Source organism: Pseudomonas sp. SDO524_S393 (assembly GCF_054071875.1).
In genome coordinates this window covers 64859-89118 of the sequence record NZ_JBSVVZ010000011.1, presented here as the reverse complement: position 1 = coordinate 89118, position 24260 = coordinate 64859, and the positions used below count along the sequence as shown (strand labels likewise).

General features: G+C 61.7%; 22 protein-coding genes. 17 read left to right on the top strand and 5 right to left on the bottom strand.

Annotation, left to right across the window (positions count from 1 at the left end):
- Window positions 1–8: 8 nt before the first annotated feature.
- The 8 genes from ACW9IB_RS07565 to ACW9IB_RS07530 all read left to right on the top strand — a co-directional run bounded on the left by ACW9IB_RS07565 (window position 9) and on the right by ACW9IB_RS07530 (window position 7653).
- The gene (locus ACW9IB_RS07565) at window positions 9–2615 is read left to right on the top strand and encodes an outer membrane usher protein (protein ID WP_457413020.1); all 2607 of its coding nucleotides are present in this window, start codon (window positions 9–11) and stop codon (window positions 2613–2615) included.
- Complete coding sequence (locus ACW9IB_RS07560; RefSeq protein WP_457366015.1) at window positions 2612–3373, top strand: fimbria/pilus periplasmic chaperone; 762 nt, start codon at window positions 2612–2614, stop codon at window positions 3371–3373. The genes ACW9IB_RS07565 and ACW9IB_RS07560 overlap by 4 nt, the downstream gene beginning before the upstream one ends.
- A gap of 18 nt (window positions 3374–3391) precedes the next feature.
- On the top strand, window positions 3392–3973 hold the full coding sequence (locus tag ACW9IB_RS07555; RefSeq protein WP_457366014.1) for a fimbrial protein: 582 nt from the start codon (window positions 3392–3394) through the stop codon (window positions 3971–3973).
- A gap of 10 nt (window positions 3974–3983) precedes the next feature.
- Complete coding sequence (locus ACW9IB_RS07550; RefSeq protein ID WP_457366013.1) at window positions 3984–4478, top strand: fimbrial protein; 495 nt, start codon at window positions 3984–3986, stop codon at window positions 4476–4478.
- Window positions 4479–4491: 13 nt separating this feature from the next.
- The gene (locus tag ACW9IB_RS07545) at window positions 4492–4971 is read left to right on the top strand and encodes a fimbrial protein (protein WP_457413019.1); all 480 of its coding nucleotides are present in this window, start codon (window positions 4492–4494) and stop codon (window positions 4969–4971) included.
- Window positions 4972–4982: 11 nt separating this feature from the next.
- Window positions 4983–5528, top strand: a complete 546-nt coding sequence (locus ACW9IB_RS07540; protein ID WP_457413018.1) for a fimbrial protein — start codon at window positions 4983–4985, stop codon at window positions 5526–5528.
- A 128-nt stretch (window positions 5529–5656) separates the two neighbouring features.
- Window positions 5657–6613, top strand: coding sequence for a fimbrial protein (locus tag ACW9IB_RS07535; protein WP_457413017.1), 957 nt, complete (start codon window positions 5657–5659; stop codon window positions 6611–6613).
- A gap of 83 nt (window positions 6614–6696) precedes the next feature.
- Window positions 6697–7653 carry a DMT family transporter gene (locus ACW9IB_RS07530; RefSeq protein WP_457413016.1) on the top strand — a complete coding sequence of 319 codons (957 nt, stop codon included), beginning with the start codon at window positions 6697–6699 and terminating at the stop codon, window positions 7651–7653.
- On the opposite strand, the gene ACW9IB_RS07525 is transcribed toward ACW9IB_RS07530, so the two are convergent.
- The gene (locus ACW9IB_RS07525) at window positions 7650–9032 is read right to left on the bottom strand and encodes a class II fumarate hydratase (RefSeq protein WP_457413015.1); all 1383 of its coding nucleotides are present in this window, start codon (window positions 9030–9032) and stop codon (window positions 7650–7652) included. The genes ACW9IB_RS07530 and ACW9IB_RS07525 overlap by 4 nt on opposite strands.
- A 181-nt stretch (window positions 9033–9213) precedes the next feature.
- Between ACW9IB_RS07525 and ACW9IB_RS07520 the strand changes: the two genes are divergently transcribed.
- The 7 genes from ACW9IB_RS07520 (at window position 9214) to ACW9IB_RS07490 (ending at window position 16913) form a co-directional block, all read left to right on the top strand.
- The gene (locus ACW9IB_RS07520; protein WP_457366007.1) at window positions 9214–9732 is read left to right on the top strand and encodes a DUF2059 domain-containing protein; all 519 of its coding nucleotides are present in this window, start codon (window positions 9214–9216) and stop codon (window positions 9730–9732) included.
- 6 nt (window positions 9733–9738) lie between these two features.
- The gene (locus ACW9IB_RS07515) at window positions 9739–10035 is read left to right on the top strand and encodes a BolA family protein (RefSeq protein WP_185703844.1); all 297 of its coding nucleotides are present in this window, start codon (window positions 9739–9741) and stop codon (window positions 10033–10035) included.
- A gap of 118 nt (window positions 10036–10153) precedes the next feature.
- Window positions 10154–11095 (top strand): oxygen-dependent tRNA uridine(34) hydroxylase TrhO, encoded by a 942-nt coding sequence (gene trhO, locus ACW9IB_RS07510; RefSeq protein ID WP_457366006.1) that lies wholly within the window; start codon window positions 10154–10156, stop codon window positions 11093–11095.
- 37 nt (window positions 11096–11132) lie between these two features.
- Entirely contained in the window at window positions 11133–11735 is a 603-nt protein-coding gene (locus ACW9IB_RS07505; RefSeq protein WP_457413034.1) for a DsbA family protein, read from the top strand.
- Complete coding sequence (locus ACW9IB_RS07500; protein WP_457413013.1) at window positions 11728–13548, top strand: ABC transporter ATP-binding protein; 1821 nt, start codon at window positions 11728–11730, stop codon at window positions 13546–13548. The genes ACW9IB_RS07505 and ACW9IB_RS07500 overlap by 8 nt, the downstream gene beginning before the upstream one ends.
- 71 nt (window positions 13549–13619) lie before the next feature.
- Window positions 13620–16082 (top strand): EAL domain-containing protein, encoded by a 2463-nt coding sequence (locus tag ACW9IB_RS07495; protein WP_457413011.1) that lies wholly within the window; start codon window positions 13620–13622, stop codon window positions 16080–16082.
- Window positions 16083–16160: 78 nt separating this feature from the next.
- The gene (locus tag ACW9IB_RS07490; RefSeq protein WP_457413032.1) at window positions 16161–16913 is read left to right on the top strand and encodes a TenA family transcriptional regulator; all 753 of its coding nucleotides are present in this window, start codon (window positions 16161–16163) and stop codon (window positions 16911–16913) included.
- A 104-nt stretch (window positions 16914–17017) separates the two neighbouring features.
- Here the strand turns inward: ACW9IB_RS07490 and ACW9IB_RS07485 are convergent, their stop codons facing one another.
- The 4 genes from ACW9IB_RS07485 to ACW9IB_RS07470 form a co-directional block, all read right to left on the bottom strand.
- On the bottom strand, window positions 17018–17944 hold the full coding sequence (locus ACW9IB_RS07485) for a GGDEF domain-containing protein (RefSeq protein ID WP_457366003.1): 927 nt from the start codon (window positions 17942–17944) through the stop codon (window positions 17018–17020).
- A 308-nt stretch (window positions 17945–18252) separates the two neighbouring features.
- Entirely contained in the window at window positions 18253–19527 is a 1275-nt protein-coding gene (locus ACW9IB_RS07480) for an MFS transporter (protein WP_457413010.1), read from the bottom strand.
- Between the two features lie 53 nt (window positions 19528–19580).
- Window positions 19581–20735: an acyl-CoA dehydrogenase family protein gene (locus ACW9IB_RS07475; RefSeq protein WP_457366001.1), complete on the bottom strand. Its 1155-nt coding sequence runs from the start codon at window positions 20733–20735 to the stop codon at window positions 19581–19583.
- Between the two features lie 69 nt (window positions 20736–20804).
- On the bottom strand, window positions 20805–21662 hold the full coding sequence (locus tag ACW9IB_RS07470; RefSeq protein WP_457366000.1) for an IclR family transcriptional regulator: 858 nt from the start codon (window positions 21660–21662) through the stop codon (window positions 20805–20807).
- A gap of 258 nt (window positions 21663–21920) precedes the next feature.
- Here ACW9IB_RS07470 and ACW9IB_RS07465 point away from each other — a divergent pair, with 258 nt between their 5' ends.
- The gene (locus ACW9IB_RS07465) at window positions 21921–22706 is read left to right on the top strand and encodes an enoyl-CoA hydratase (protein WP_457413008.1); all 786 of its coding nucleotides are present in this window, start codon (window positions 21921–21923) and stop codon (window positions 22704–22706) included.
- Between the two features lie 2 nt (window positions 22707–22708).
- Complete coding sequence (locus ACW9IB_RS07460) at window positions 22709–24238, top strand: 3-hydroxyacyl-CoA dehydrogenase (RefSeq protein WP_457413006.1); 1530 nt, start codon at window positions 22709–22711, stop codon at window positions 24236–24238.
- The last annotated feature ends 22 nt before the right edge of the window (window positions 24239–24260 follow it).

Genomic DNA, 24260 nt, shown 5'->3' with positions numbered 1-24260 from the left:
TTGCTTTCATGTTGAATGGGTCGATGGTCAAAAATACCCTGCGCCCCAGCCTTTTTGGTGGGTTGATATCACTGGCGGGCGGTGCAGTGGGGGCATCGGATGTCGAGTTCAATACCGATGTCCTGGATATAAGCGATCGCACGAATATTGATTTGTCTCGGTTTGCGCGCAGCGGTTTCATTCTGCCGGGCACTTACTCGATGACCGTACAAGTCAACGCTCAACCAATGTCTGAACACTCGGTGGCTTTCTATGCGCCCGATGAGGATCCGAAAGGCAGCGAGGCCTGTTTGTCGGCAACCCTCGTGGAACAGTTGGGACTGAAAACGTCCGACGCCGGCAAACTTGCCTGGTGGAAGGACGGCGAGTGCCTGGATATTCAAAGTCTGCCGGGCATGGAAGTCAGTGGTGACCTGGCCACCTCCACCCTGAGTATCAACTTGCCCCAGGCCTACCTCGAGTACAGCGCGATCAATTGGGACCCACCTTCCCGCTGGGATGAAGGGGTGCCGGGACTGCTGCTGGACTACAGCCTGACGGCGCAATCGAACTATCAGAGAGAAGACGGCAACCGCAATAACCTCAGCGGCAATGGCACGGTGGGCGCCAACGCCGGAGCCTGGCGCTTCAGGGCCGATTGGCAGGGGCGTGTCGAGCGTGGTCGACAGGAAGCGGCGGGGCCTCAAAGGCTGGAGTGGAGCCGTTATTACGCGTATCGCGCCATTCCTGCGCTCAAGGCGCGCCTGCTGGTGGGTGAGAACTACCTGTATTCGGACCTGTTCGACAGCTTCCGCTTTACCGGCGCCGCGCTCAATTCGGATGAAAGCCAGTTGCCGCCCAACCTCCGCGGTTATGCCCCGGAAGTGGTAGGCGTGGTCAAGACCAATGCCAAGGTCATCATCAGCCAGCAGGGCCGTGTGCTGTATGAAACCCTGGTGGCGGCGGGCCCCTTTCGCATTCAGGACCTCAATGGCGCGGTGACCGGCAAGCTGGATGTGCGAGTCGAAGAGCAGGACGGCTCGGTGCATACCCAGCAGGTCGATACTGCCGGCGTTCCGTACCTGACGCGTCCCGGGCGCATTCGCTACAAGCTGGCCTCCGGGCGGCCGTCGAATCTGCAGCACGGGTCCGATGGGGACTTTTTTACCACCGGCGAGTTCTCCTGGGGCATCAGCAATGGCTGGTCTCTGTTCGGCGGCGGCATCAGTGACAACAACTACAAGGCCTTGTCCGTCGGGGCAGGGCGGGATTTGCTGGCATTTGGCGCGGTGTCGCTGGATGTGACGCAGTCCCACGCGACGGTCTGGAGCGAGGCGCTCTCGGGCAAATCGTACCGCCTGCAATACTCCAAGAACTTCGAGGAGTACGACAGCCAGGTGACATTCGCCGGCTACCGCTTCTCCGAGAAAAACTTTCTGACCATGACCGAGTACCTGGACGCGCGCTATTACGGGCTCAATGGTGAGCGCGGCGGGCGGGGCGATTACCGTGACAGCGATGAGCCCTGGCAGCCGATCGGGGGCAGCAAGGCGCTGTATACCGTAACGCTCAACAAGCAGTTCCGTGACCTGGGCGCCACGGTCTATGCCAGTTACCACAAGCAGACCTACTGGGACCGGCCCGACACGCACCGCTGGAACCTGTCGTTGTCACGCTATTTCAATGTGGGCAGTGTCAAGAACATGAGCCTGTCCCTGAATATGTACCGCACCCGGGAGTACAGCTATCAGGACAACGGCCTGTCCGTGACCGTCAGCCTGCCGTTGGGGCGCACCGGCACCTTGTCGCTGGATGCGAACCGGGCAGCCGGCAGCAACGGTTTTGCCACGCGCTACAGTGATCGCGTGGATGAGCGCAACAGCTACCAGCTCAGTGCCAGCGACACCTCGGCCAGCGGCTACCTGAGCCATATGGGGGATTACGCCGATGTCGACCTGAGCGCCAGCCGCCAGGAAGGCGGTTACAGCAGCCTCAGTGCCTCGGCCCGTGGCGGCGGCACCTTGACGGCCCAGGGAGGCGCCTTGCACCGCACCACCAGCACCGGCGGTACGCGCCTGATGATCGACACCGGTGGCGTGCCCGATGTACCGGTGCGCGGCTACGGTTCACCGACGCGCAGCAATGTCTTCGGCAAGGCGGTCATTTCCGACATCAGCAGCTACCAGCGCACGGCAGCCAGTGTCGATCTGGAGAGCCTGCCGGGCAATGTCGAAGCTACCCAATCCGTCACCCAACTGACGCTGACCGAAGGCGCTATCGGCTATCGCACGCTGGACGTGATTGCCGGTGAAAAAGCCATGGTGGTGTTGCGTCTGCCCGACGGCAGCGCGCCGCCCTTCGGCGCCACCGTGAAGAACCTCAAACAGCAAGACACCGGGATTGTGAACGACGGCGGCAACGTCTACTTGAGCGGCATTCGTGCCGGCGAGCGGATGGTGGTCAGTTGGGCCGGGCATGGGCGTTGCGAGCTCACGCTGCCGTCCACTCTGCCCGCGGACGGCTTGAGCGATGCCTTGCATCTGCACTGCCAGCGCGTCGCCACAGCACCGTCCTTGCCAGAGCCTGCCACGCTGAGCAGCCAGCAGCCCACCGAAACGGAGAACACATCCTCATGATGCCCGTCACACGCTTCACCCCTCAGGTTTTCACGTTGCTGGTTCTGGGTTGTATCCAGAGTGCCAACGCCGCGGTCGGCCTGGACCGCACCCGCGTGATTTTCGAAGGTGGCAAGGACGCCACCAGCGTGAACATCACCAACAACAATACCCGGTTGCCCTATCTGGCCCAGGGCTGGATCGAGGATGAGTCCGGCAAGAAAATCACCAGTCCCTTGATCGTGCTGCCGCCGGTTCAACGTCTGGAGGCCGGCAAGCAAAGCCAGGTGAAAGTGCAGGCGCTGCCGGCGGCCAAGTCGTTGCCCCAGGACCGGGAGACGGTCTACTACTTCAACTTGAGGGAGATTCCGCCGCGCAGTGATAAGTCCAACACCCTGCAGATTGCCCTGCAAACCCGCATCAAGCTGTTCTACCGGCCACAGGCGATCACACCCAGTCAGCAGGACCTGGCCAACCCCTGGCAGGAGAAAATCACACTGACCCGGGAAGGCAGCCATTACCGGGTCAACAACCCCACGCCTTACTACGTGACGCTGGTGGACGCGCGCAGCAGCAAGGGCGGCAAGACCGTGCCGGGTTTCGTGCCGGTGATGGTGCCGCCCAAGGGCGCGCTGGCTTTGGGGGCATCGGTCAAGGAACTCGGTACGGCGCCGGTGCTGGCCTACGTGAACGATTACGGTGGCCGTCCGCTGCTGGCGTTCACCTGTGCGGGCGACACCTGCACGGTCAGCGCGCAGGCCTTGTCGTCCAATGAGTAAGGGTTGCGGGAGAACGTCATGAAGTCGCACTACGTGAAGGTCGTGGGTGGCCTGCTGTTGGCCCTGGCGGCGAGCGTGCAGGCCGAGGATGAAGAGGACATCGAAGGTCAGGTCGGCAAGTTGAATGTGCTGGGTTCCATGCATGAGTCCCCGTGCAGTCTGGAGATGGCTTCGCTGCATCAGACCGTTGACCTGGGCAGCGTGTCCACCAGCCAGTTGCAGCGCCCCGGTGACCAGGCCACCTCGAAAGCGTTTCAACTGCGCTTCACCGATTGCCTGCGCACCGCCGGCCGCGTCCGCAGCGAACGTTCGGGCAACCTGGTCTGGAGTGCCTACCAACCCGTGCTGTCGGTCGCGTTCAGCGCGCCGGCCGACGCCGATGACCCTCGACTGGTCAAGGTGCAGGGCATCACCGGAATGGGCCTGCGCCTGACCGACGCACTGGGACGGGATGTGCAATTGGGCGCGCGGGGCGAGCCGTTGTTTTTGCCCGTGGGGCGCAACACCCAGGTCTGGAAGGTCCAGCCCACGCGCACCGCCGCCCCCCTCACCAGCGGTGCATTCAGTGCCGTGGTGGATTTCAGGCTCAACTATGAGTAAGGGCAACACCATGTCTAAATCAACCGGCCTGCGGGCCATTCTGATCGCCGCAGGCGTCCTGTTGGGCGGCAGCCAGGCTGTGCAGGCTCAAACCAGCGTGACCATTCGCGCGGTGATCATCGCGCCGCCGCCCTGCGTCATCAACGGTGGCAGCACCCTGAATGTGCCGTTCGGCAATGACCTGCTGACATCCCGGGTGGACGGGGTCAATTACCGGCGTGGCGTGCCCTATACCGTCACCTGTGACTCGCCCTACAGCAACGCCTTGAAACTGGCGCTCCAGGGCACGGGCGCCGCGTTTGACAACCGGGTGCTCTCGACCCGCAAGGCGGACCTTGGGGTCAAGTTATTCGTCAACGGCGCCGACTGGCCACTCAATACGGCAGTGAATTTCACCTATCCCAATTTCCCCGTGGTGCAGGCCGTGCCGGTCAAGCGCGCGGGCAGCCGGCTGACCGGAGGCGCGTTCGACGCCACCGCGACCCTGGTGGTCGATTACCAATGAAGAGGACGGATCCATGACAGTCTTGCAGCCGCAAATGTGGCTCTTCGTGTGCGCGCTTGGCTTGAGTTGCGGCGTGTCGGCCAACCTGACGTTCAGCGGTACGCTGAATGAACCGCCACCCTGCACGATTGATGCGGGAAATGTGATCGAGGTCGATTTTGGCGATGTCGGCGTCAAGCGCGTCGATGGCGTGCGCTATCGCCGCAGCGTCGGTTACGCGATCAACTGTGGCGTCGACACCCTGCCGTGGGCGCTGAAGCTGAGCGTCAACGGTACGCCGGCGGCCTTTGACAACGCCGCAGTGCAGACCAGCGTGCCGGCCTTGGGCATTCGCGTGTTTCAGAATGACCAGCCGTTTTCACTGAATACGCCACTGGACATCAGCCTGTCGTCACCGCCGACGCTGGAAGTGGTCCCCGTTCAACAGCGCGGGGTCGTGTTGGCCCCCGCCAGCTTCAGCGCACTGGCAACGCTGTTGGCTGAGTACCAGTAGGAGCCGAGTCGATGGGACATCTTATTCATGACGCCTGGCCGGTTTTCGTGGCGGCGCTGTTGCTGAGCTGTAGCTCGATCCTTGAGGTCCAGGCAGCGGACAACCTGAAGTTCAAAGGCAAGCTGGTGCGCGAAGCCTGCACGATCCGCCCGGGTGACGACGCCATCACGCTGGAGCTCTGGGACGTCACCAGCAAGCACCTCTATATCAACACGCGCTCCGTGGGCAAACCGTTCAAATTGCACCTGGAGGACTGTGACACCAGCATCGGCAATTCGGTGACCATCACCTTCGGCGGTGCTGAAAACCGCGAGCTGCCCGGCTTGCTCGCGCTGGACGGTGGAAGTGGGGCATCCGGTATCGGCGTGGGCATCGAGACCCCGGGCGATGAGCCGTTGCCCCTGAACACCGTGAGCGACAAACAGCTACTGGTCGCTGGCAGCAACGTGATCGAGCTCAAGGCCTATGTAAAGGGCGAGCCGAGTGCCATTCGTGATCAAAGCATCGGGCACGGTGCGTACACGGCAACCTCGACCTTTACGCTGGACTATCCGTAGCCGTCCTGTTCGAGCCGAAACGGCTTCCTATCCAATCCACACTTTTCCGGGCGGTTTTCAGCGCCACGGTGTCCATGCGGCCTTTGCCCGCAGGGCGACGCCTGGGAGAGGAGCAACGAGAGATCAACATGAAACGACTGCGCGCAGCCTGTGTGCTTCTTGTCCTGACGGGTATCGCGTCGACCGCGCAAGCCGTCGATTGCCGTGTCAATGGCGGCCCCTGGCAAAATGGCAACCCCAACCTGTACGTCCCGGTTACCGTCACCCAGAGCGCAGATCGCACCCGGATCATGCTGGAAGGTGCACGGCTGGAATGTCGCTTTACCTACAGCGGCGGCCCGGCGTGGCATGAGGACTATTGGGTCAGCGGGAGTGCGGCGGGTACCGCCTGGACACCCGGCCCCAAGTTTGTCCGTGAGGGGACCGGTTTACGCATCAATGGGGCGTTCCTGAATACCCCGGTGCCGTCGGGCAGAAACATCCTCACCGTGCCCAACAACGGAGTCTTTTACCCGGTCAATGTCACCCCCTACATTCTGGTGCGCAACTACCCGGCCAACCCCCTGGATATTCGCGTCGGGGATCACCTCGGCGTGCTGCGTCTCACCAGTTCGAACAACTATGACGGCACCCGACCGCAATTGACCGTCACCTACAGCGCTGCCAATAACTTCGTGGTCACCCCGTCGAGCTGCACCATCAACAATAACAACCCGATCGAGATCAACTTCGGCAACGTTCACCAGCGGTCCATCGGCAGCGATCCGCTGAGTACACCCATCGTGAGTAACCGCAGGCTCAGCTATTCCTGCCCGGACGGTGGGGTGAACACGCCGATCACCATCACCTACAAAGGCACACGTTCGTCGTTCGACTCGCGCCTGCTGATGATGACCAATGCCGATGTCGGCACTGCCCTTGTCAGGAACGGCGCGGCGGTGCCGGTCAATGGTTCGTTCCTGACCCGCATCACCAATAGCGTGGGTGCGGACGATGTGACGTTTTCGCTGGTGCGTCGAGCCGGTTCGCTGCCAGCGGCCGGGCCCGTCAGTGGCAGCGGGGTGCTGGTGATGGGCGTGCCGTGAGCGGTGCGTGAGAATGCGGTGTACCCAACGCGCCGCGTTCCCCTAGAATGCCGGTTCCACATCCTCTGGCGTTTGGGGCATTCATGCACATCTCTTCGGGTCGCTGGGTCTACGGTTTTCTGCTGACCCTGTTGACTGCGCTGCTCTGGGGCATCCTCCCGGTCAAACTCAAACAGGTGTTGCAGGTGATGGACCCGGTCACCGTGACCTGGTTTCGCCTGATCGTGGCCGGCAGTTGCCTGTTCGTGTACCTGGCCTTGGCCAGGCGCCTGCCCAGTCGCAAGGTGCTTGGCCCAAGGGGGGGCTGGCTGGTGGGGATGGCCGTGTGCGGGCTGGTGGGCAACTACGTGCTTTACCTGGTCGGCCTGAAGATGCTCAGCCCCGGTACCGCGCAACTGGTGGTGCAGATGGGGCCGATCTTCCTGATGATCGCCAGTGTGTTTGTGTTCAAGGAGCGTTTCAGCCTGGGGCAGGGGCTGGGCCTGGTGGTGCTGATCATCGGCTTCGGTCTGTTCTTCAACCAGCGGCTGGAAGAGTTGCTGACGTCCCTGGGCACCTACACCGCCGGCGTGCTGACCATTTTGCTCGCCACTACCATCTGGGTGTTCTACGCCCTCGGCCAGAAGCAATTGCTGACGGTGTGGAATTCGCTGCAAGTCATGATGGTGATCTACCTGTCGTGCGCCTTGCTGCTCACCCCCTGGGCTCATCCGCTGGAAGCGCTGGACCTGAGCCCGCTGCAAGGCTGGCTGTTGCTGGCCTGCTGCATGAATACCCTGGTGGCCTATGGTGCGTTTGCCGAAGCCTTGGCGCACTGGGAAGCCTCGCGGGTCAGTGCGACCCTGGCGCTCACACCCCTGGTGACTTTTGTTGCGGTGGCCGTGGCGGCCTGGTTGTGGCCCGAGTATGTACAGGCCGAAGAGATCAACGCCCTGGGCTATGCCGGGGCATTGGTGGTGGTGATGGGGTCTGCGAGCGTGGCCCTGGCGCCGTCGCTGATTGCCGGGCTTAAGGCCCGGCGGGTGCGGCTGGCTTCTTAAGCGCCGAGCATGTCTTGCGGGCGAACCCACTGGTCGAACTCGGCATCGGTGAGGTAGCCCAGGTCCAGCGCGGCTTTGCGCAGGGTCAGGCCCTCGGCGTAGGCCTTCTTGGCGATCTCGGCGGATTTGTCATAGCCGATATGCGGGTTGAGCGCCGTGACCAGCATCAGCCCTCGCTCCAGATGCTCCGCCATTTGCACCGGGTCCGGCTCAAGCCCGGCCACGCAGTGTTCCTGGAAGTTGTTGCAACCGTCGGCCAGCAAACGGATGGATTCCAGCAGGTTGTGGATGATCACCGGTTTGTACACGTTCAACTGCAAGTGCCCCTGGCTGGCCGCGATGCCGATGGTCACGTCGTTGCCCAGCACCTGGCAGGCCAGCATCGACAAGGCCTCGCACTGGGTCGGGTTGACCTTGCCGGGCATGATCGAGCTGCCCGGTTCGTTGGCCGGCAACTTCACTTCCGCAAGCCCGGTGCGGGGGCCTGAGCCCAGCAAGCGCAGGTCGTTGGCGATTTTCATCAGCGCCACGGCCAGGGTTTTCAGCGCGCCGTGCAGGGACACCAACGGTTCATGGCCCGAGAGTGCGGCAAACTTGTTCGGCGCCGTGACGAACGGCAAGCCCGACAACGCCGCCAGCTCAGAGGCAATCGCCTCGCCAAAACCATGGGGCGCATTGAGCCCGGTGCCGACCGCGGTACCGCCCTGGGCCAGTTCGCAGACGGCGGGCAGCGCACTGCGCACGGCGCGTTCGGCGTAGTCGAGCTGGGCGATGAACGCTGAAAGTTCCTGGCCGAAGGTGATCGGCGTGGCGTCCATCATGTGGGTGCGCCCGGTCTTCACCAGTTTGATATGCCGCGCCGACACTTCCGCCAGGCCGCCCGAGAGGTTCTTGATCGCCGGCAGCAGTTGCTGGTTCACCGCCTGCACGGCGGCGATGCTCATGGCGGTGGGGAAGCAGTCGTTGGAGCTCTGGGAGCGATTGACGTGATCGTTGGGGTGCACCGGGCTTTTGCCACCACGTTTGTTGCCCGCCAACTCGTTGGCGCGGCCGGCGATCACTTCGTTGGCGTTCATGTTGCTCTGGGTGCCACTGCCGGTCTGCCAGACCACCAGCGGGAACTGGTCATCGTGTTGGCCGGCCAGCACTTCGTCGGCGGCCTGTTCGATCAGGCGGGCGATGTCGGCGGGCAGGTCGCCGTTGCGGTCGTTGACACGGGCGGCGGCTTTCTTGATCAGGGCCAGGGCGTGCAGTACCGGCAGCGGCATGCGCTGCTCGCCGATGGCGAAGTTCACCAGTGAACGTTGGGTCTGAGCGCCCCAGTAAGCGTCATCCGGGACTTGAACGTCTCCCAGGCTGTCGGTTTCGATACGGCTCATCGGGCACACTCCTCAAGGTCTGTTTGCGCAGTTTAGGCCCTGATCGGCGGGGTGGGTTCCCTAAAAGACATTTCATCGGTGAATCCAGGCCCGACAAGGCCCGGGGTTGAGCCACAAGGTTTTTTAGGCGCAGAATGGGCGCCCTTGGGGTCTTACCTCGCCTGCTAGAAAAGGAAACTCGATGACTCGTCTTCGTGCCATCTGTACCGCGGTTGCTCTGGTTTGCGCCAGCGGCCAGGTTCTTGCCGATACCGCCAGCCACAACGCCAGTGCCGAAGCCTTCCTTACCCTGGCCCACGCCGACAAGCTGGGTACCCCGGTGTACATGCAAGTGCAGCAAATGTTCGCCCAGCGTTTCGAACAGACCAAGGCGCCTGCCGCCAAGCAGTCCGTCCTGGACAGCTACCAGGCCAAGGCCAACGCCGCCCTGGACCAGGCCATCGGCTGGCCGAAGCTGAAACCGGACATGGTCAAGCTCTACACCGACAACTTCAGCGAATCCGAGCTCAAGGACCTGGTGGCGTTCTACCAGTCGCCGCTGGGCAAGAAAGTCCTGGAAAAAATGCCGCAACTCACCCAGCAGTCGGCCCAGATGACCCAGGCCAAGCTGGAAAGCGCGGTGCCGGTGGTGAACAAGCTGCTGGAAGACATGACCAACGAGCTGACGCCCAAGGCCGCTGCTCCGGCCAAGAAGAAGTAATCAGGAATGACCATGCAACAGCGTATCGAAACGGCCCTTGCCGCCCTGGGCACCGACCACTTGAGCGTGCTGGACGAAAGCCACATGCACAGTCGCGGGTTGCAGACCCACTTCAAGGCCGTGCTGGTCAGCCCGCAGTTCGAAGGGCTGAACCGCGTCAAGCGCCATCAGAAGGTCTACGCCACCCTGGGTGACCTGATGAGCGAGTTTCATGCGCTGGCGCTGCACACCTACACGCCTGATGAATGGGCAAAAATCGACGCAGCCCCGGCCTCGCCGACCTGCGCCGGCGGGCATGACTGATGACCGGGTGTTTCTGACACCGGGCATTTGTTAGAATCCGCAACGCGCCGCTTAGTCGGCGCGTTTTTTTTGCATCCGGTTCACCCTTTGCGAGGGTAGCCACCTGGAGAGAACACCCATGACTCAACCGATCGTCGTGGCGGCACTGTACAAGTTCGTCACCCTCGAAGATTACGTCGCCCTGCGCGAGCCACTGCTGCAGGCGATGGTCGACAACGACATCAAGGGCACCTTGCTGATCGCCGAAGAAGGCATCAACGGCACCGTTTCCGGCAGCCGCGAAGGCATCGATGGCCTGCTGGCCTGGTTGCGCAGTGACTCGCGCCTGGTCGATATCGATCACAAAGAGTCCTACTGCGACGAGCAGCCGTTCTACCGCACCAAGGTCAAGCTCAAGAAAGAGATCGTGACCCTGGGCGTCGAAGGCGTCGACCCGAACAAGAAAGTCGGTACCTACGTCGAGCCTCAGGACTGGAACGCGCTGATCAGCGACCCGGAAGTGCTGCTGATCGACACCCGCAACGACTACGAAGTGTCCATTGGTACCTTCGAAGGCGCGATCGACCCGAAAACCACCAGTTTTCGCGAATTTCCCGACTACATCAAAGCCAATTTCGACCCAGCCAGGCACAAGAAAGTCGCCATGTTCTGCACCGGCGGCATTCGTTGCGAGAAAGCCTCGAGCTACATGCTGGGTGAGGGTTTCGAAGAGGTCTACCACCTCAAGGGCGGCATCCTGAAGTACCTCGAAGAGGTGCCACAGGAAGAGACCAAGTGGCAGGGCGACTGCTTCGTGTTCGACAACCGTGTGACCGTTCGCCACGACCTGAGCGAAGGCGACTACGACCAGTGCCATGCCTGCCGTACGCCGGTGAGCGTTGAAGACCGCGCGTCCGAGCATTATGTGGCGGGCATCAGTTGTCCACATTGCTGGGATAAGCTGCCGGAGAAGACCCGTCGCAGCGCGATCGACCGGCAAAAACAGATCGAGCTGGCCAAGGCCCGCAACCTGCCGCACCCGATTGGCTACAACTACAAGCAATCACCTTCCGAGGCTTGAGCCCATGTCTGCCCGCCTGCTCTATGTGATGGACCCGATGTGTTCCTGGTGCTGGGGGTTTGCCCCGGTGGCCGAGGCGTTGGTGGAGCAGGCCCGGGCCGCCGGCGTGGAGTTGCACCTGGTGGTGGGCGGCTTGCGCACCGGCAGCGGCGCAGCGCTGGAGCCGGCGACGCGGCGCTACATTCTTGAGCATTGGCAGGCGGTCACGGACGCCACCGGCCAGCCGTTCAACCGCGAAGGGGCATTGCCCGACGGGTTTGTCTATGACACCGAACCTGCGTGCCGCGCCATTGTGACCGCGCGCAGCCTGGCGCCGGACTGCGCCTGGAAACTGCTGGGGCTGATCCAGCGCGCGTTTTATGTCGAGGGGCGCGATGTGACCCACGCCAGCGTGTTGGTGGAACTGGCCGAACAGGCCGGTATCCCGCGCATCGAGTTCGCCGATCTGTTCGACCGTGCCGAGCAGCACACGGCCACGGCGGCCGACTTCACCTGGGTGCAAGACCTGGGCATCGCCGGTTTCCCCACGTTGCTGGCCGAGCGCAAGGGTCAACTGGCCTTGCTCACCAACGGCTATCAGCCGCTGTCCGAGCTATCGCCGTTGCTGGGCCGATGGCTGGAGCGAGCAACCTGTGCATGACCAGCCTGACACCCATGAGCCGTCCAAACGCACTGATCGCCTGACCTGGGCGGAAATTCGCCGCCTGGCCCTGCGGCACAAAAAGTCCCTGTGGATCGCCAACGGCGTTGCCGTGCTGGCGACCCTGTGCAGTGTGCCCATCCCCTTGCTGTTGCCTTTGCTGGTGGACGAAGTACTGCTGGGGCACGGGGACGCCGCGCTCAAGGTGATGAACCACGCGTTGCCCCTGGGGTGGCAGAAAGCCGCTGGTTACATTGGCCTGATGTTGCTGGTGACCCTGGCCCTGCGCGGTGCGGCGCTGGTGTTCAACGTGGTGCAGGCGCGGTTGTTCGCGGGTCTGGCCAAAGACATCGTGTACCGCCTGCGCGTGCGCCTGATCGAACGCCTCAAGCGCATTTCTCTCGGCGAATACGAAAGCCTGGGCGGCGGGACGGTTACCACCCACCTGGTCACCGACCTGGACACCCTGGACAAATTCGTCGGCGAAACCCTCAGCCGCTTTCTGGTGGCCATGCTGACGCTGGTGGGGACCTCGGCGATCCTGGTGTGGATGCATTGGCAACTGGCATTGCTGATCCTGCTGTTCAACCCGTTGGTGATCTACGCCACGGTGCAGTTGGGCAAGCGCGTCAAACACCTGAAAAAGCTGGAGAACGACAGCACCTCGCGGTTTACCCAGGCCCTGACCGAAACCCTGGATGCCATCCAGGAAGTGCGCGCCGGCAACCGCCAGGGTTTTTTCCTCGGGCGCCTGGGCCAGCGCGCTCAGGAAGTGCGGGATTACGCGATCAACTCCCAGTGGAAAAGCGATGCCTCAAGCCGGGCCAGCGGTTTGCTGTTCCAGTTCGGTATCGATATTTTCCGCGCGGCGGCGATGCTGACGGTGTTGTTTTCCGACCTGTCCATCGGCCAGATGCTCGCGGTGTTCAGCTACCTCTGGTTCATGATCAGCCCGGTGGAGCAGTTGCTGAACCTGCAATATGCCTACTACGCCGCCGGCGGCGCGCTGACGCGGATCAACGAGCTGCTGGCGCGGGCCGACGAGCCACAATACGCCGGTGGCGAGAACCCGTTTGCCGGGCGTGAAACCGTGGGTATCGAGGTGCGCGGCCTGGTTTTTGGCTATGGCGAAGATCGGGTGCTCGATCAGTTGAACCTGAGCATCGCCCCCGGTGAGAAGGTGGCAATCGTCGGCGCCAGCGGCGGCGGCAAAAGTACGTTGGTGCAGCTGCTGCTCGGGCTGTATACGCCCCAGGCCGGGACGATCCGCTTTGGCGGTGCCAGCCAGCAGGACATCGGCCTGGAGACCATTCGCGAAAACGTCGCGGTGGTGCTGCAACATCCGGCGCTGTTCAACGACACGGTACGGGCCAACCTGACCATGGGCCGCACGCGCAGTGATCAGGCCTGCTGGCAGGCACTGGAAATCGCGCAGCTGGATGCTACCGTCAAGGCACTGCCCATGGGGCTGGACAGTGTGGTGGGGCGTTCCGGGGTAAGGTTTTCCGGCGGCCAACGCCAGCGCCTGGCGATTGCGCGCATGGTGCTGGCCGAGCCGAAGGTGGTGATCCTCGACGAAGCCACCTCGGCGCTGGATGCCGCCACCGAGTACAACCTGCACCAGGCCCTGGCGCGGTTTCTGAGTGGCCGTACTACACTGATCATCGCCCACCGTTTGTCGGCGGTGAAGCAGGCAGACCGAGTATTGGTGTTTGACGGCGGTCACATTGCAGAGGATGGCGACCATCAGCAACTGATTGCCGATGGCGGGTTGTACGCCAAGTTGTATGGACACTTGCAACAAGTACGTTGATTTGGCCTAGGCTGAGCTATCGGAAGCGGATTTTCGCGTGCGTATCCAGCGGTGCATGTGCAAGGGACTTCATGAAGCAAAAGCGGACTCTCGGAACGCCTCGGCTGTTGGGCATTGTGTGGCCCTTTATCGCCGTCGTGCTGTTCCAGGCATTGTTGGGCTGCATCAGTCTCTACGTGCTTTCAGCGGTGCGCGGCTATGTGGCAGGCGAAAGTCTCTGGTCCAAGGGGCAGAAGGATGCCATCTATTACCTCACGCTCTACGCCGACAACCGCGACGAAGCCACGTACCTCAAGTATCAGCAAGCCATCGCCGTGCCCCAGGGCGGGCATGAACTGCGCATCGCTCTGGACCGCTCCACCCCCGACCTCAGCGCCGCACGCCTGGGCATTCTCAAGGGCGGCAACCACCCGGACGATGTCTCCAGCCTGATCTGGCTGTACCTCAACTTTCGTCATTTCAGTTACCTGGAAAAAGCCATCGAACTGTGGACGGTGGGTGATGGTTACCTCGTACAGTTGGATGATCTGGCCCGGGAGATGCACCAGTCGATCACCCGGGATCAGGTGAGTGCCAACGATGTGCGCCAATGGAAGGCCCATATCATTGCGATCAACGACGGCGTGACGCCGGCGGCCAAGGCTTTCAGCGATGCGCTGGGCGAAGGGTCACGGGTAATTCTGCGGCTGTTGCTGATCACCAACCTGGCCACGGCCTTGGGCCTGATCGTGCTGGCGCTGCTGCGCACCCACAAACTGCTGACCCAGCGCCATGCCTTTGCCGATGCCTTGCAGGAAGAAAAGGAGCGGGCGCAAATCACCCTGGAATCGATTGGCGACGGTGTGATCACCACCGACGTCGACGGTGCCATCACCTATATGAACCCGGCGGCGGAGGCGCTGACCCACTGGAATTCGGCCCAGGCCCAGGGCTTGCCGCTGGCGGCGCTGTTCAAGCTGCTGGACGACAATGCCCAGCCCGATGGCTTTACCTTGATCGAGCACATCGTCAAGGGGCAACTCAGTGGCGGCAGCGAGCATTCGAAACTGATCCAGCGTCTGGACGGCAGTACGGTCTCGGTCACCCTGGTGGGCGCGCCGATCCGCAGTGCCGGCAAGGTCAGCGGCGCGGTGCTGGTATTGCACGATATGACCCAGGAGCGCCAATACATCGCCAACCTGTCGTGGCAGGCGACCCACGATGCGTTGACCGGCCTGGCCAACCGTCGCGAGTTCGAGTTCCGTCTTGAGCAGGTGCTCAATCATGCCGCGCGTCAGGAAGGCGGGCGACATGCGCTGATGTTCCTCGACCTGGACCAGTTCAAGTTGGTGAATGACACCTGTGGTCATGCGGCGGGCGACGAGTTGCTGCGACATATCTGCGCGCTGCTGCAATCTGACCTGCGCGAAGGTGACACCCTGGCACGGCTGGGCGGTGACGAGTTCGGCATCCTGCTGGAGAACTGCCCGGCGCCGGTGGCGGAAAAAATTGCCGAAAGCCTGCGCCATACCGTGCAAAGCCTGCATTTCGTGTGGAAGGGCCGGCCGTTCATGACCACGGTCAGTATCGGCCTGGTGCATATCTCGCAGGCCCCGACCACCCTGGAAACCTCGCTGCGGGCTGCCGACATGGCCTGCTACATGGCCAAGGAAAAGGGCCGCAACCGCGTGCAGGTTTACCACGCCGATGACTCGGAGCTGTCTCTGCGCTTTGGCGAAATGGCCTGGGTGCAACGCCTGCACATGGCGCTGGAAGAGAACCGCTTCTGCCTGTACGCCCAGGAAATTTCACCCCTGGGCCATACCGACGGCGGCGACGGGCACATCGAGATTCTGTTGCGCCTGCATGACGAAGCCGGGCGAATCATCCTGCCCGACAGTTTTATCCCGGCCGCCGAGCGTTATGGCCTGATGACTTCGCTGGACCGTTGGGTGGTGGAAAACGTCTTCAGGATCATTAACCGTTGCATGACCGAGCGCCCGGGGCGCCCTATGGCCATGTGTGCGATTAATCTGTCAGGTATAACAATTGGCGATGATGACTTTCTCGGGTTCTTGCGTGAGAAATTTGAAACTTACACTGTTCCACCGGCGATGATCTGTTTTGAAATTACAGAAACCAGCGCTATTGCAAATTTGGGCAGTGCCATTCGTTTTATTAATGAACTCAAAGCGTTAGGTTGTCATTTTTCGCTGGATGACTTTTGTGCCGGAATGTCCTCATTCGCCTATCTCAAACATTTACCTGTAGACTTCCTGAAGATCGATGGAAGTTTCGTAAAGGATATGCTGGACGACCCGATTAACCGCGCGATGGTCGAAGTGATCAATCACATCGGCCATGTCATGGGTAAGCGCACAATTGCAGAGTTTGTTGAGACACCGCAGATCGAACAGGCGTTACTCGAAATTGGTGTGGATTACGCTCAGGGTTACCTGATTGAACGACCGCAATTGTTTACCTTTGATAGTTTGCAGTGTCGCCCCGTGCGGCCGCAGCCACTGTTATTCAAGGCGCCCGGCACATTCCGGTGAAACATTTACTGGTCTGTACAATCACACTAAAAAAGGAGCCCTACAGTGATCGACACATTCAACAGAACCGGCCCGCTTATGGAAGCCTCGAGTTACCCCGCCTGGGCGCAGCAATTGATCCAGGACTGTAGCGAGAGCAAGCGCCGAGTTGTCGAGCACGAACTGTACCAGCGCATGCGCGACAAGACCCTGCGTCACTACCTGATTGGTGGTTGGCCCGTGGTGGAACAGTTTGCCTTGTACATGGCACAGAACCTCACCAAGACCAAGTTTGCCCGCCATCCTGGGGAGGATATGGCGCGCCGGTGGCTGATGCGCAATATTCGTGTGGAACTCAACCACGCCGACTACTGGGTGAACTGGGCCGCTGCCCATGGCGTCAGCCTGGAAGACCTGCAGGCGCAGAACGTTCCGCCGGAGCTGCATGCCCTGAGCCACTGGTGCTGGCACACCAGCTCGGCGGATTCGCTGATCGTCGCTATCGCCGCCACCAACTACGCCATCGAGGGGGCCACTGGGGAGTGGTCCGCCGTGGTGTGTTCCACTGGCGTGTATGCGGCGGCCTTCCCCGAGGAGGAGCGCAAGCGTGCGATGAAGTGGCTGAAGATGCATGCCCAGTACGACGACGCCCACCCATGGGAAGCCCTGGAAATCATCTGCACCCTGGCCGGCATGAACCCGAGCAAGGCCTTGCAGACCGAGCTGCGCCAGGCGGTGTGCAAGAGCTACGACTACATGTACCTGTTCCTGGAAAGCTGCATGCGCCTTGAAAAAGAAAAAGCGCCGGTAGCCGTGCGTGAGCGCCAGGCACGGGTGGCCAGCGAGGCTTGATGTAATCTCCCTCTATGGCAAGGGGTTTTTGCTATAGAGGGGCTTGATGTGGCGAGCGGGTTCGTGGCAAGCCCGCTTGACACAACCACCTTTACCTTCGGAGTTTACCCCGCCATCGCCAGCCGGTTACGCCCTTCGCGCTTGGCCACGTACAACGCACTGTCCGCGCGGCGCAGCAGGCTTTCGGCCGACTCGGCGGCCAGCAAGGTCGAGCAGCCCAGGCTCACCGTCAATTCGATCCGTGTGCCGTCCGCCCAGTAATCCTTGGCCTGTGCCGCCTGGCGCAGACGTTCGCCGACCATCGCCGCCGCTTCCCGGCCGGTGTTGGACAGCAGGATCAGAAACTCTTCCCCGCCAAACCGAAACACCATGTCCACATTGCGCAACTGGCTTTTGATCGCACCGGCGACCGCACGCAGCACATTATCGCCGGCGGCGTGACCGTGGGTGTCGTTGATGGTCTTGAAATGATCGATATCCAGCATCAGCAGGGACAGCGGACTCAGGTGCCGCCGTGCCATGTCGATTTCCCGTTGCAGGGTCTGGTCCATGGCGATGCGATTGCCGGTTTCGGTCAACGGGTCACGCAGGGCGCTGCGCGTGGCGGCGCGATAGAGCAGGGCATTGCGCATCGGGTAAAGCAGGGTCGCCAGCAGGGATTCCAACTGGCCGAGTTCTTCTTCCACCAGGCGTTGGTTACGGCGAAAGATCAGCTCACCCAGGTGCTCGCCTTCGTGGCTCAGGGTGTAGCTGACCGAGTGGTGGCCGCGATGGCCGAACTCCAGGCGTAAATCGCTGGCTTCATGGCGGTATTGCAAAGCATCCAGTGGCACCAGGCGCTGGATCTCGCGAAAGAACAACCCGAGGATTCGCTCCGGCTCCAGGCTGGTCTGCAATTGCAGGCCCAGTTGCTGGCGAAGCTGGGTCACATTCGTGGGGCGGCGGGGGAGGAGGGACGGCTGTCCGAAGCCCAGGCGTTGCAATTTGGCACTGTCGAAGTCAATTGCGTTGGTCTGGGTCGGTGTTTTCATAAGCTGACGGCCTCTAAGCACTTAACTGTCTTACAGGCTGGATGAGAGTGGCGAGTGCCAAGCGTCTTACTGTTCCGTCAGTTCCGTAAAACATTGGGAAACAGTTTAAACCCCTTTGCCAAAGGTTTATAACCCCTGGCCATCGCCGCACGTCTTGTCATCGCTTTACCTGCTTGAACAGGGTTAGAGCGAGATTCATGCCAAAAGATTTCAAACAAATAAAAAGTCTTATAAATCAAGCGACTGGTTTTATCGCTAATCCCAGTCGCTGAAGGCTGACGTCAGTTATTTGGCAAGTAAGACGTGTCTTACTGTTTTTGCGGGTCGAACTGCTTATCGCGAATCAGCAACGCCGGGATCACTCCGCAGATGAAGTACGCGCCGCCCATCACCAAAAAGCCCATGCCGATCGAGCCGTGGGACGCGAGGAACCCGATGGCCGCCGGCGCCACTGCTGCACCGATACGGCCAATGTTGTAGGCACCGCCCACTGCCGAACCGCGAAACTTCGCTTCGAAGCTTTCGGTCATGTAAGTGGCGTTGACGCCATAGGGAATCCCATACAGGAAGCCGAACACCACCAGCATCCACAAGATGTTCTCGGGACTCTGGAACAGCACGATCACCGGCAGGAAGATCGCAGTGCCCAGGGCGCCGAATGCGAAGACGGCGCGACGGCCCAGGCGGTCCGCCGCCAGCCCTGCGAGGATCTTGCCGAAGATCATCGCCGCATAGGTGCCGACCATGTAGCTGGTCATCGACTTGAAGTTCATCCCCAGCTCGCTTTCAAGGTAGGACGGCATCCAGTTGTTCACGCCGTAGTAACCGAACTGCAGAAAGCCCGCCGTCAGGGCCCAGAGCAGGAACATGCGGCTGGCCTTCGGGTCGCTGAAGATCAGTTTGAACATGCCGTCGGGCTTTTTCTTCAGGGCTTGCGGGGCACCGTTGGCTTTCTCGCGTGCCCGTTCGGCCCGGGCGGTGAGCCAGGCCTGGGGTTCGGGAACCAGGCGTTGCATCAGTACGGCAAGGATCACCGGGATGATGGCCACGTAGAACAGCCAGCGCCAGCCGTGCTCGGGCAGGATCCAGCCGGCCAGCAGGGTGGCGACGATGTAACCCACCGACCAGCCGGCCTGCAGGGTACCCAGCACGGTGGTTCGGTAGCGGGTCGGCACGTATTCGGCCATCAGCGTATTGCACGCCACGTAGAGCGCGCCCAAGCCGAGGGAGGCGAAAAAGCGTGTGGCTGCAAACTGCCAATAGCTGTGGGTCAGGCCCAGCACGGCGGTACCGACGGAGAACAGCGTGATGCTCCACACCACGGTTTTCACACGGCCGAAGCGGTCGCAGGCCCAACCGCCGTAGATCCCCCCGATGGCCATGCCGGCCAGGGTGAAGCTGCCCAGGCTGCCGGCTTCGACGCTGCTCAGGCCGAACTCGGCCTTGAGGCTGCTGAGGCTATAGGACAACAGCATCAGGTCTGCGCCATCGATCAACAGGCCGAGGAAACAGAAAATGAAAACGATAATCCACAATTTGCTTTTTGCGGGCGACAACGCACCCGCCGATGCGGCGACTTCCATAGCGATACCTTTTTGTAGTTGTTGGGGCGCTGGGTAGGGGGGTTGCAATAGTTTTAGCGCTGCGCCGCACGAATCATGTTGCGGGCAATCACCAACTGCTGGATCTGTGTGGTGCCTTCATACAGGCGGAACAAGCGCACATCCCGGTAGAAGCGCTCGATGGCGTATTCGCTGATGTAGCCGGCGCCGCCGTGAATCTGCACGCAGCGGTCGGCAACGCGGCCGCACATTTCGGTGGCGAACATTTTCGAGCAGGAGGCTTCGGTGCCGATGTCCTGGCCTTCATCACGGCGGCGGGCGGCATCGAGCACCATGCAACGGGCGGCGTAGATTTCAGCCTTGCTGTCGGCGAGCATGGCCTGGATCAGCTGGAACTCGGCGATCGGCTGGCCGAACTGCTTGCGTTCGATGGCGTAGTTCAGGGCGTCGCTCAACATGCGTTCGGCGGCGCCGACGCTGACGGCGGCGATATGCAGGCGGCCTTTGTCGAGCACCTTCATGGCGGTCTTGAAACCCACGCCTTCGACGCCGCCGATCAACTGGCTGGCCGGCACGCGCACGTTGTCGAAGATCACATCGCTGGTGTGGGCGCCTTGCTGGCCCATCTTGTGGTCGCGTTTGCCCAGGGACAGGCCTGGCGTGTTGCGTTCGACGATAAACGCGCTGATTCCGCCGGAACCCTTGAGGGTGGCGTCGGTGCGCGCCATGACCGTGAAGATCCCGGCATGGGGCGCATTGGTGATGAAGCGCTTGGTGCCGTTGATCACGTAATGGTCACCGTCGCGCACGGCGGTGGTTTTCAGCGAGGCCGCATCGGAGCCGGAGTCCGGTTCGGTAAGGCAGAACGAGCTGAGCAATTCGCCACTGGCCAGCAGGGGCAGGTAGTGGGCTTTTTGCGCCTCGGTGCCATCCAGCAGAATGCCGATGGAGCCGATGCCATTGTTGGTGCCGAAGTAGGAGCGGAAGGCCGGGGAGGTGCGCCCCAGTTCAAAGGCGATGGTCACCTCTTCTTCCATGGTCAGCCCAAGGCCGCCATAGGCTTCGGGAAGGGTGAGGCCGAACAGGCCCATTTCCTTGAATTGGCTGACGATGTCCGCCGGGATTTCGTCGGTATCGGCGACTTCGTGTTCCCGCGGAATCAGCGCTTCGTTGACGAACTGCGCAATGGCGTCCACCAGGATGTGGAGCGTTTGTGCGTCTCGAATCATGTGCATTCCTCAGCGGCCCGCCCGGCGGGCCTGTTAGCGTCGATCTGCCGAGGCCATGCACCTGCCCGGTCAGCGGGTGGCGGCCTCGATGTTGTGAACCATGTGCTTGAGGCGCGGGCCGATGTCGTCTTCGAGTTTCTCCCGCGAGAGGTGAAAACTCGGTCCGCCACAGTTGAACGCCAGCAAGCCGTGTTGTGCGTGCCGCAGTGGTACGGCGATGGCGTTGACATCGCGATGCCACTCACCGATCGACATGCAATAGCCGTAATCGGTGTAGTCCCGGAAGGCGCGTTCCAGCCCCTTGCGGATCGCCGGCCATTCCTCCAGATGACGCTGGCGGATATGGTCGAGGATGAAATCCCGCTCGTTTTCCGGCATCGCTGCCAGGCAGGCGCGGCCTGCTGAACTCAAGTGCAACGGCAACCGTGTACCGACCTGGCGGCGCATGGTCATGTTCGCCTCGCCCTGGACCACATCCAGGTACACCGCATCCAGACGGTCGCGGGTGGCCATTGCGACGGCGGCCTGGGCGTACCTGGCCATGGTCTCCATCAACGGATGAGCCACGGCGCGGATCGACAGGTTCGACAACATCGCGTAACCGAAGGCCATCACGCCCACATCCAACTGGTACCGGCCTGACTGCGGCAGGTGCTTGAGGTAACCCAGACGGGTCAGCGTGTGGGTCATGCGGGTGATCGTCGGTTTCGGCAGGCCGGTCTTGCGCGCCAGTTCCTGGTTGCCCAGCACGCTCTCGCTCGGCGTGAAACAGCGCAGCAGTTCCAGGCCGCGGGACAAGGCGGTGACGAACTGGCGGTCCTTGTCTTCCTCCTCATCGTTATTCATCGGATCGATCATCACGTGCTCGAAGGCGGTGGTGTCGGCGGGCACTTCGGTGGTGTCCGGGCCCGGGTTTCGACGGCGCATGGTAATCCTCATTTTTTTATAAAATCAACAAAACAAAATAGTATTCCGCACTGCGAAACTAATCAACTTGTTGTTGCTTGATTCTTCGCTTGAATAAATCTCTTTAAAACAGCGAGTTATCCAGCGTTTCAGCAGGCTTTCTGGTTTTTACGTTTACACCCATGGGGCCGGTCCTTATGATTATCTTGAAATACGGAATGTTATTTCGCATAGCGAAACTAGCAATTCACCGATAAGAACAAGGCAGCAGGAGTGAATGTGACCAGCGTTGACCCATCCGTAGTGACCCTCGATGTCCAGGACAACGGCGTGGCCGTGGTCCGTATCCACCGGCCTGAAGTGAAAAACGCGCTGAATACCCAGGTACGTGAAGCCCTCGCCGAGCATTTTCGCGCATTGGCCCGCCGTCAGGATGTACGCGCCATCGTGTTGACCGGTGGCGAGCAGTTCTTCGTGGCCGGTGCGGATATCAAGGAGTTCGCCAGTGCGGGCGCCATCGATATGTACCGCCGCCACACCGAATACCTGTGGGAAGCCATCAGCCGCTGCCCCAAGCCGGTGATTGCCGCCGTTAATGGCTTCGCCCTCGGCGGAGGCTGCGAGCTGGCGATGCATTGCGACTTGATCGTGGCCGGCGAGTCGGCCCGCTTTGCCCAGCCGGAAGTAAAACTGGGCTTGATGCCCGGTGCAGGCGGCACCCAGCGTTTGATACGCGCCGTGGGTAAATTCCAGGCCATGCGCATCGCGCTGACCGGGTGCATGGTCAGCGCACCCGAAGCCCTGGCCATGGGAATGCTCAGTGAAATGGTCAGCGACGACCAGACATTGCCACGTGCCCTGGAACTGGCTGCGCAGATTGCCGCACTGCCGCCGCTGGCGGTGGAGCAGATCAAGGAAGTGATGCTGGGCGGGGCCGACCTGCCGCTGGAAAGTGCGCTGATGCTCGAGCGCAAGGCCTTTCAGTTGCTGTTCGATTCCAGGGACCAGAAGGAGGGCGCTGCGGCGTTCTTCGAGAAACGCACGCCGCACTACCGGGGGGAATAAACATGACCGATACCCTGAATACGATGGGGCTGGTGGGCACGGGGGTGATGGGCGCGGGCATTGCGCAAATTGCCGCCCAGGCCGGTGTGGTGGTGCGCTTGTTCGACGCCCGCGACGGCGCTGCGCAAGCCGCCCGGGACACCCTCGGCGGCACCTTTGCCAAGTTGGTGGGCAAGGGCAAGATCAACCAATCGGTGATGGACGCGGCGCTGGCCAACCTGCAGGTTGCCGAGGTTCTCGATGATTTGGGCGATTGCGATGTGATTGTCGAAGCCATCGTGGAAAACCTCGACGCCAAACGCAGCTTGTTGCAACAGCTGGAAGGCATCGTGAGCCCGGATTGCATTCTGGCGACCAATACCTCATCGCTGTCTGTCACCGCTATCGCCACCGGTTGCCGGCACCCTGAGCGCGTGGCCGGCCTGCACTTTTTCAACCCGGTGCCGCTGATGCGCGTGGTGGAGGTGATCGACGGCCTGGCCACCGCGCCGGCGGTCGGTGATGCGTTATTGGCGCTGGTGGCGCGCATCGGCCATCGCGGCGTGCGGGCCAAGGACACGCCGGGTTTCATCGTCAACCACGCGGGCCGTGCCTATGGCACCGAAGCCCTGAAAATGCTCGAGGAGGGCATCGCCGAGCGGGGTGATATCGACCGCATCCTGCGCGACGGCGCTGGGTTTCGCATGGGGCCGTTCGAGTTGCTGGACCTTACCGGCCTGGACGTGTCCCACCCGGTAATGGAATCGATCTACAACCAGTTCTATCAGGACCCGCGCTACAGACCGTCGACCCTGACCCGGCAGATGCTGACGGGCGGGCGCCTCGGGCGCAAGACCGGGCAGGGCTTCTATCACTATGAAAACGGCCAGCTCATCAACGCGCCCCAACCCCAGGCCGTGCCCACGGTGCAACAACTGCCGCCGGTGTGGATCGCCACTGAAAACAGTGAAGATTACGAGCGCTTGAGTGCCCTGGTGATCGACCTGGGCGCGCACCTGGAACAGACCGCGCAACCGTCGCCCTCGGCGTTGTGCCTGTTGGCGCCTTATGGCCGCGATGCCACCAGCGCCTGCGTGCGTTTCGATACCGATCCCGCGCGCACCTTGTGCATCGACCTGCTGACCGACCTGTCACGCCACCGCACCTTGATGCAAACCCCGTTGACCTCGGCGACCCTGCGCGACGCGGCCCACGCCTTGTTGGCGGCAGACGGCGTGGGCGTCACGCTGATCGGCGACAGCGTGGGTTTCGTGGCCCAGCGTACGCTGGCGATGGTGGTCAACCTGGCCTGTGACATCGCCCAGCAGCGCATTGCCAGCGTCGAGGATATCGACCAGGCCGTGCAACTGGGCCTGGGTTATCCCAACGGGCCGCTGGCCTGGGGCGATGCCCTGGGCCCACGGCGCATTCTCACGATTTTGCAGCGCATGAGCGAACTCACCCACGACCCGCGTTATCGCCCCAGTCCCTGGTTGCGGCGGCGGGCGATGCTGGGGGTTTCCCTGCGCCATGAAGAGCCGGCAATCGGCTGATTTCCCAACCTCACAGGACAAG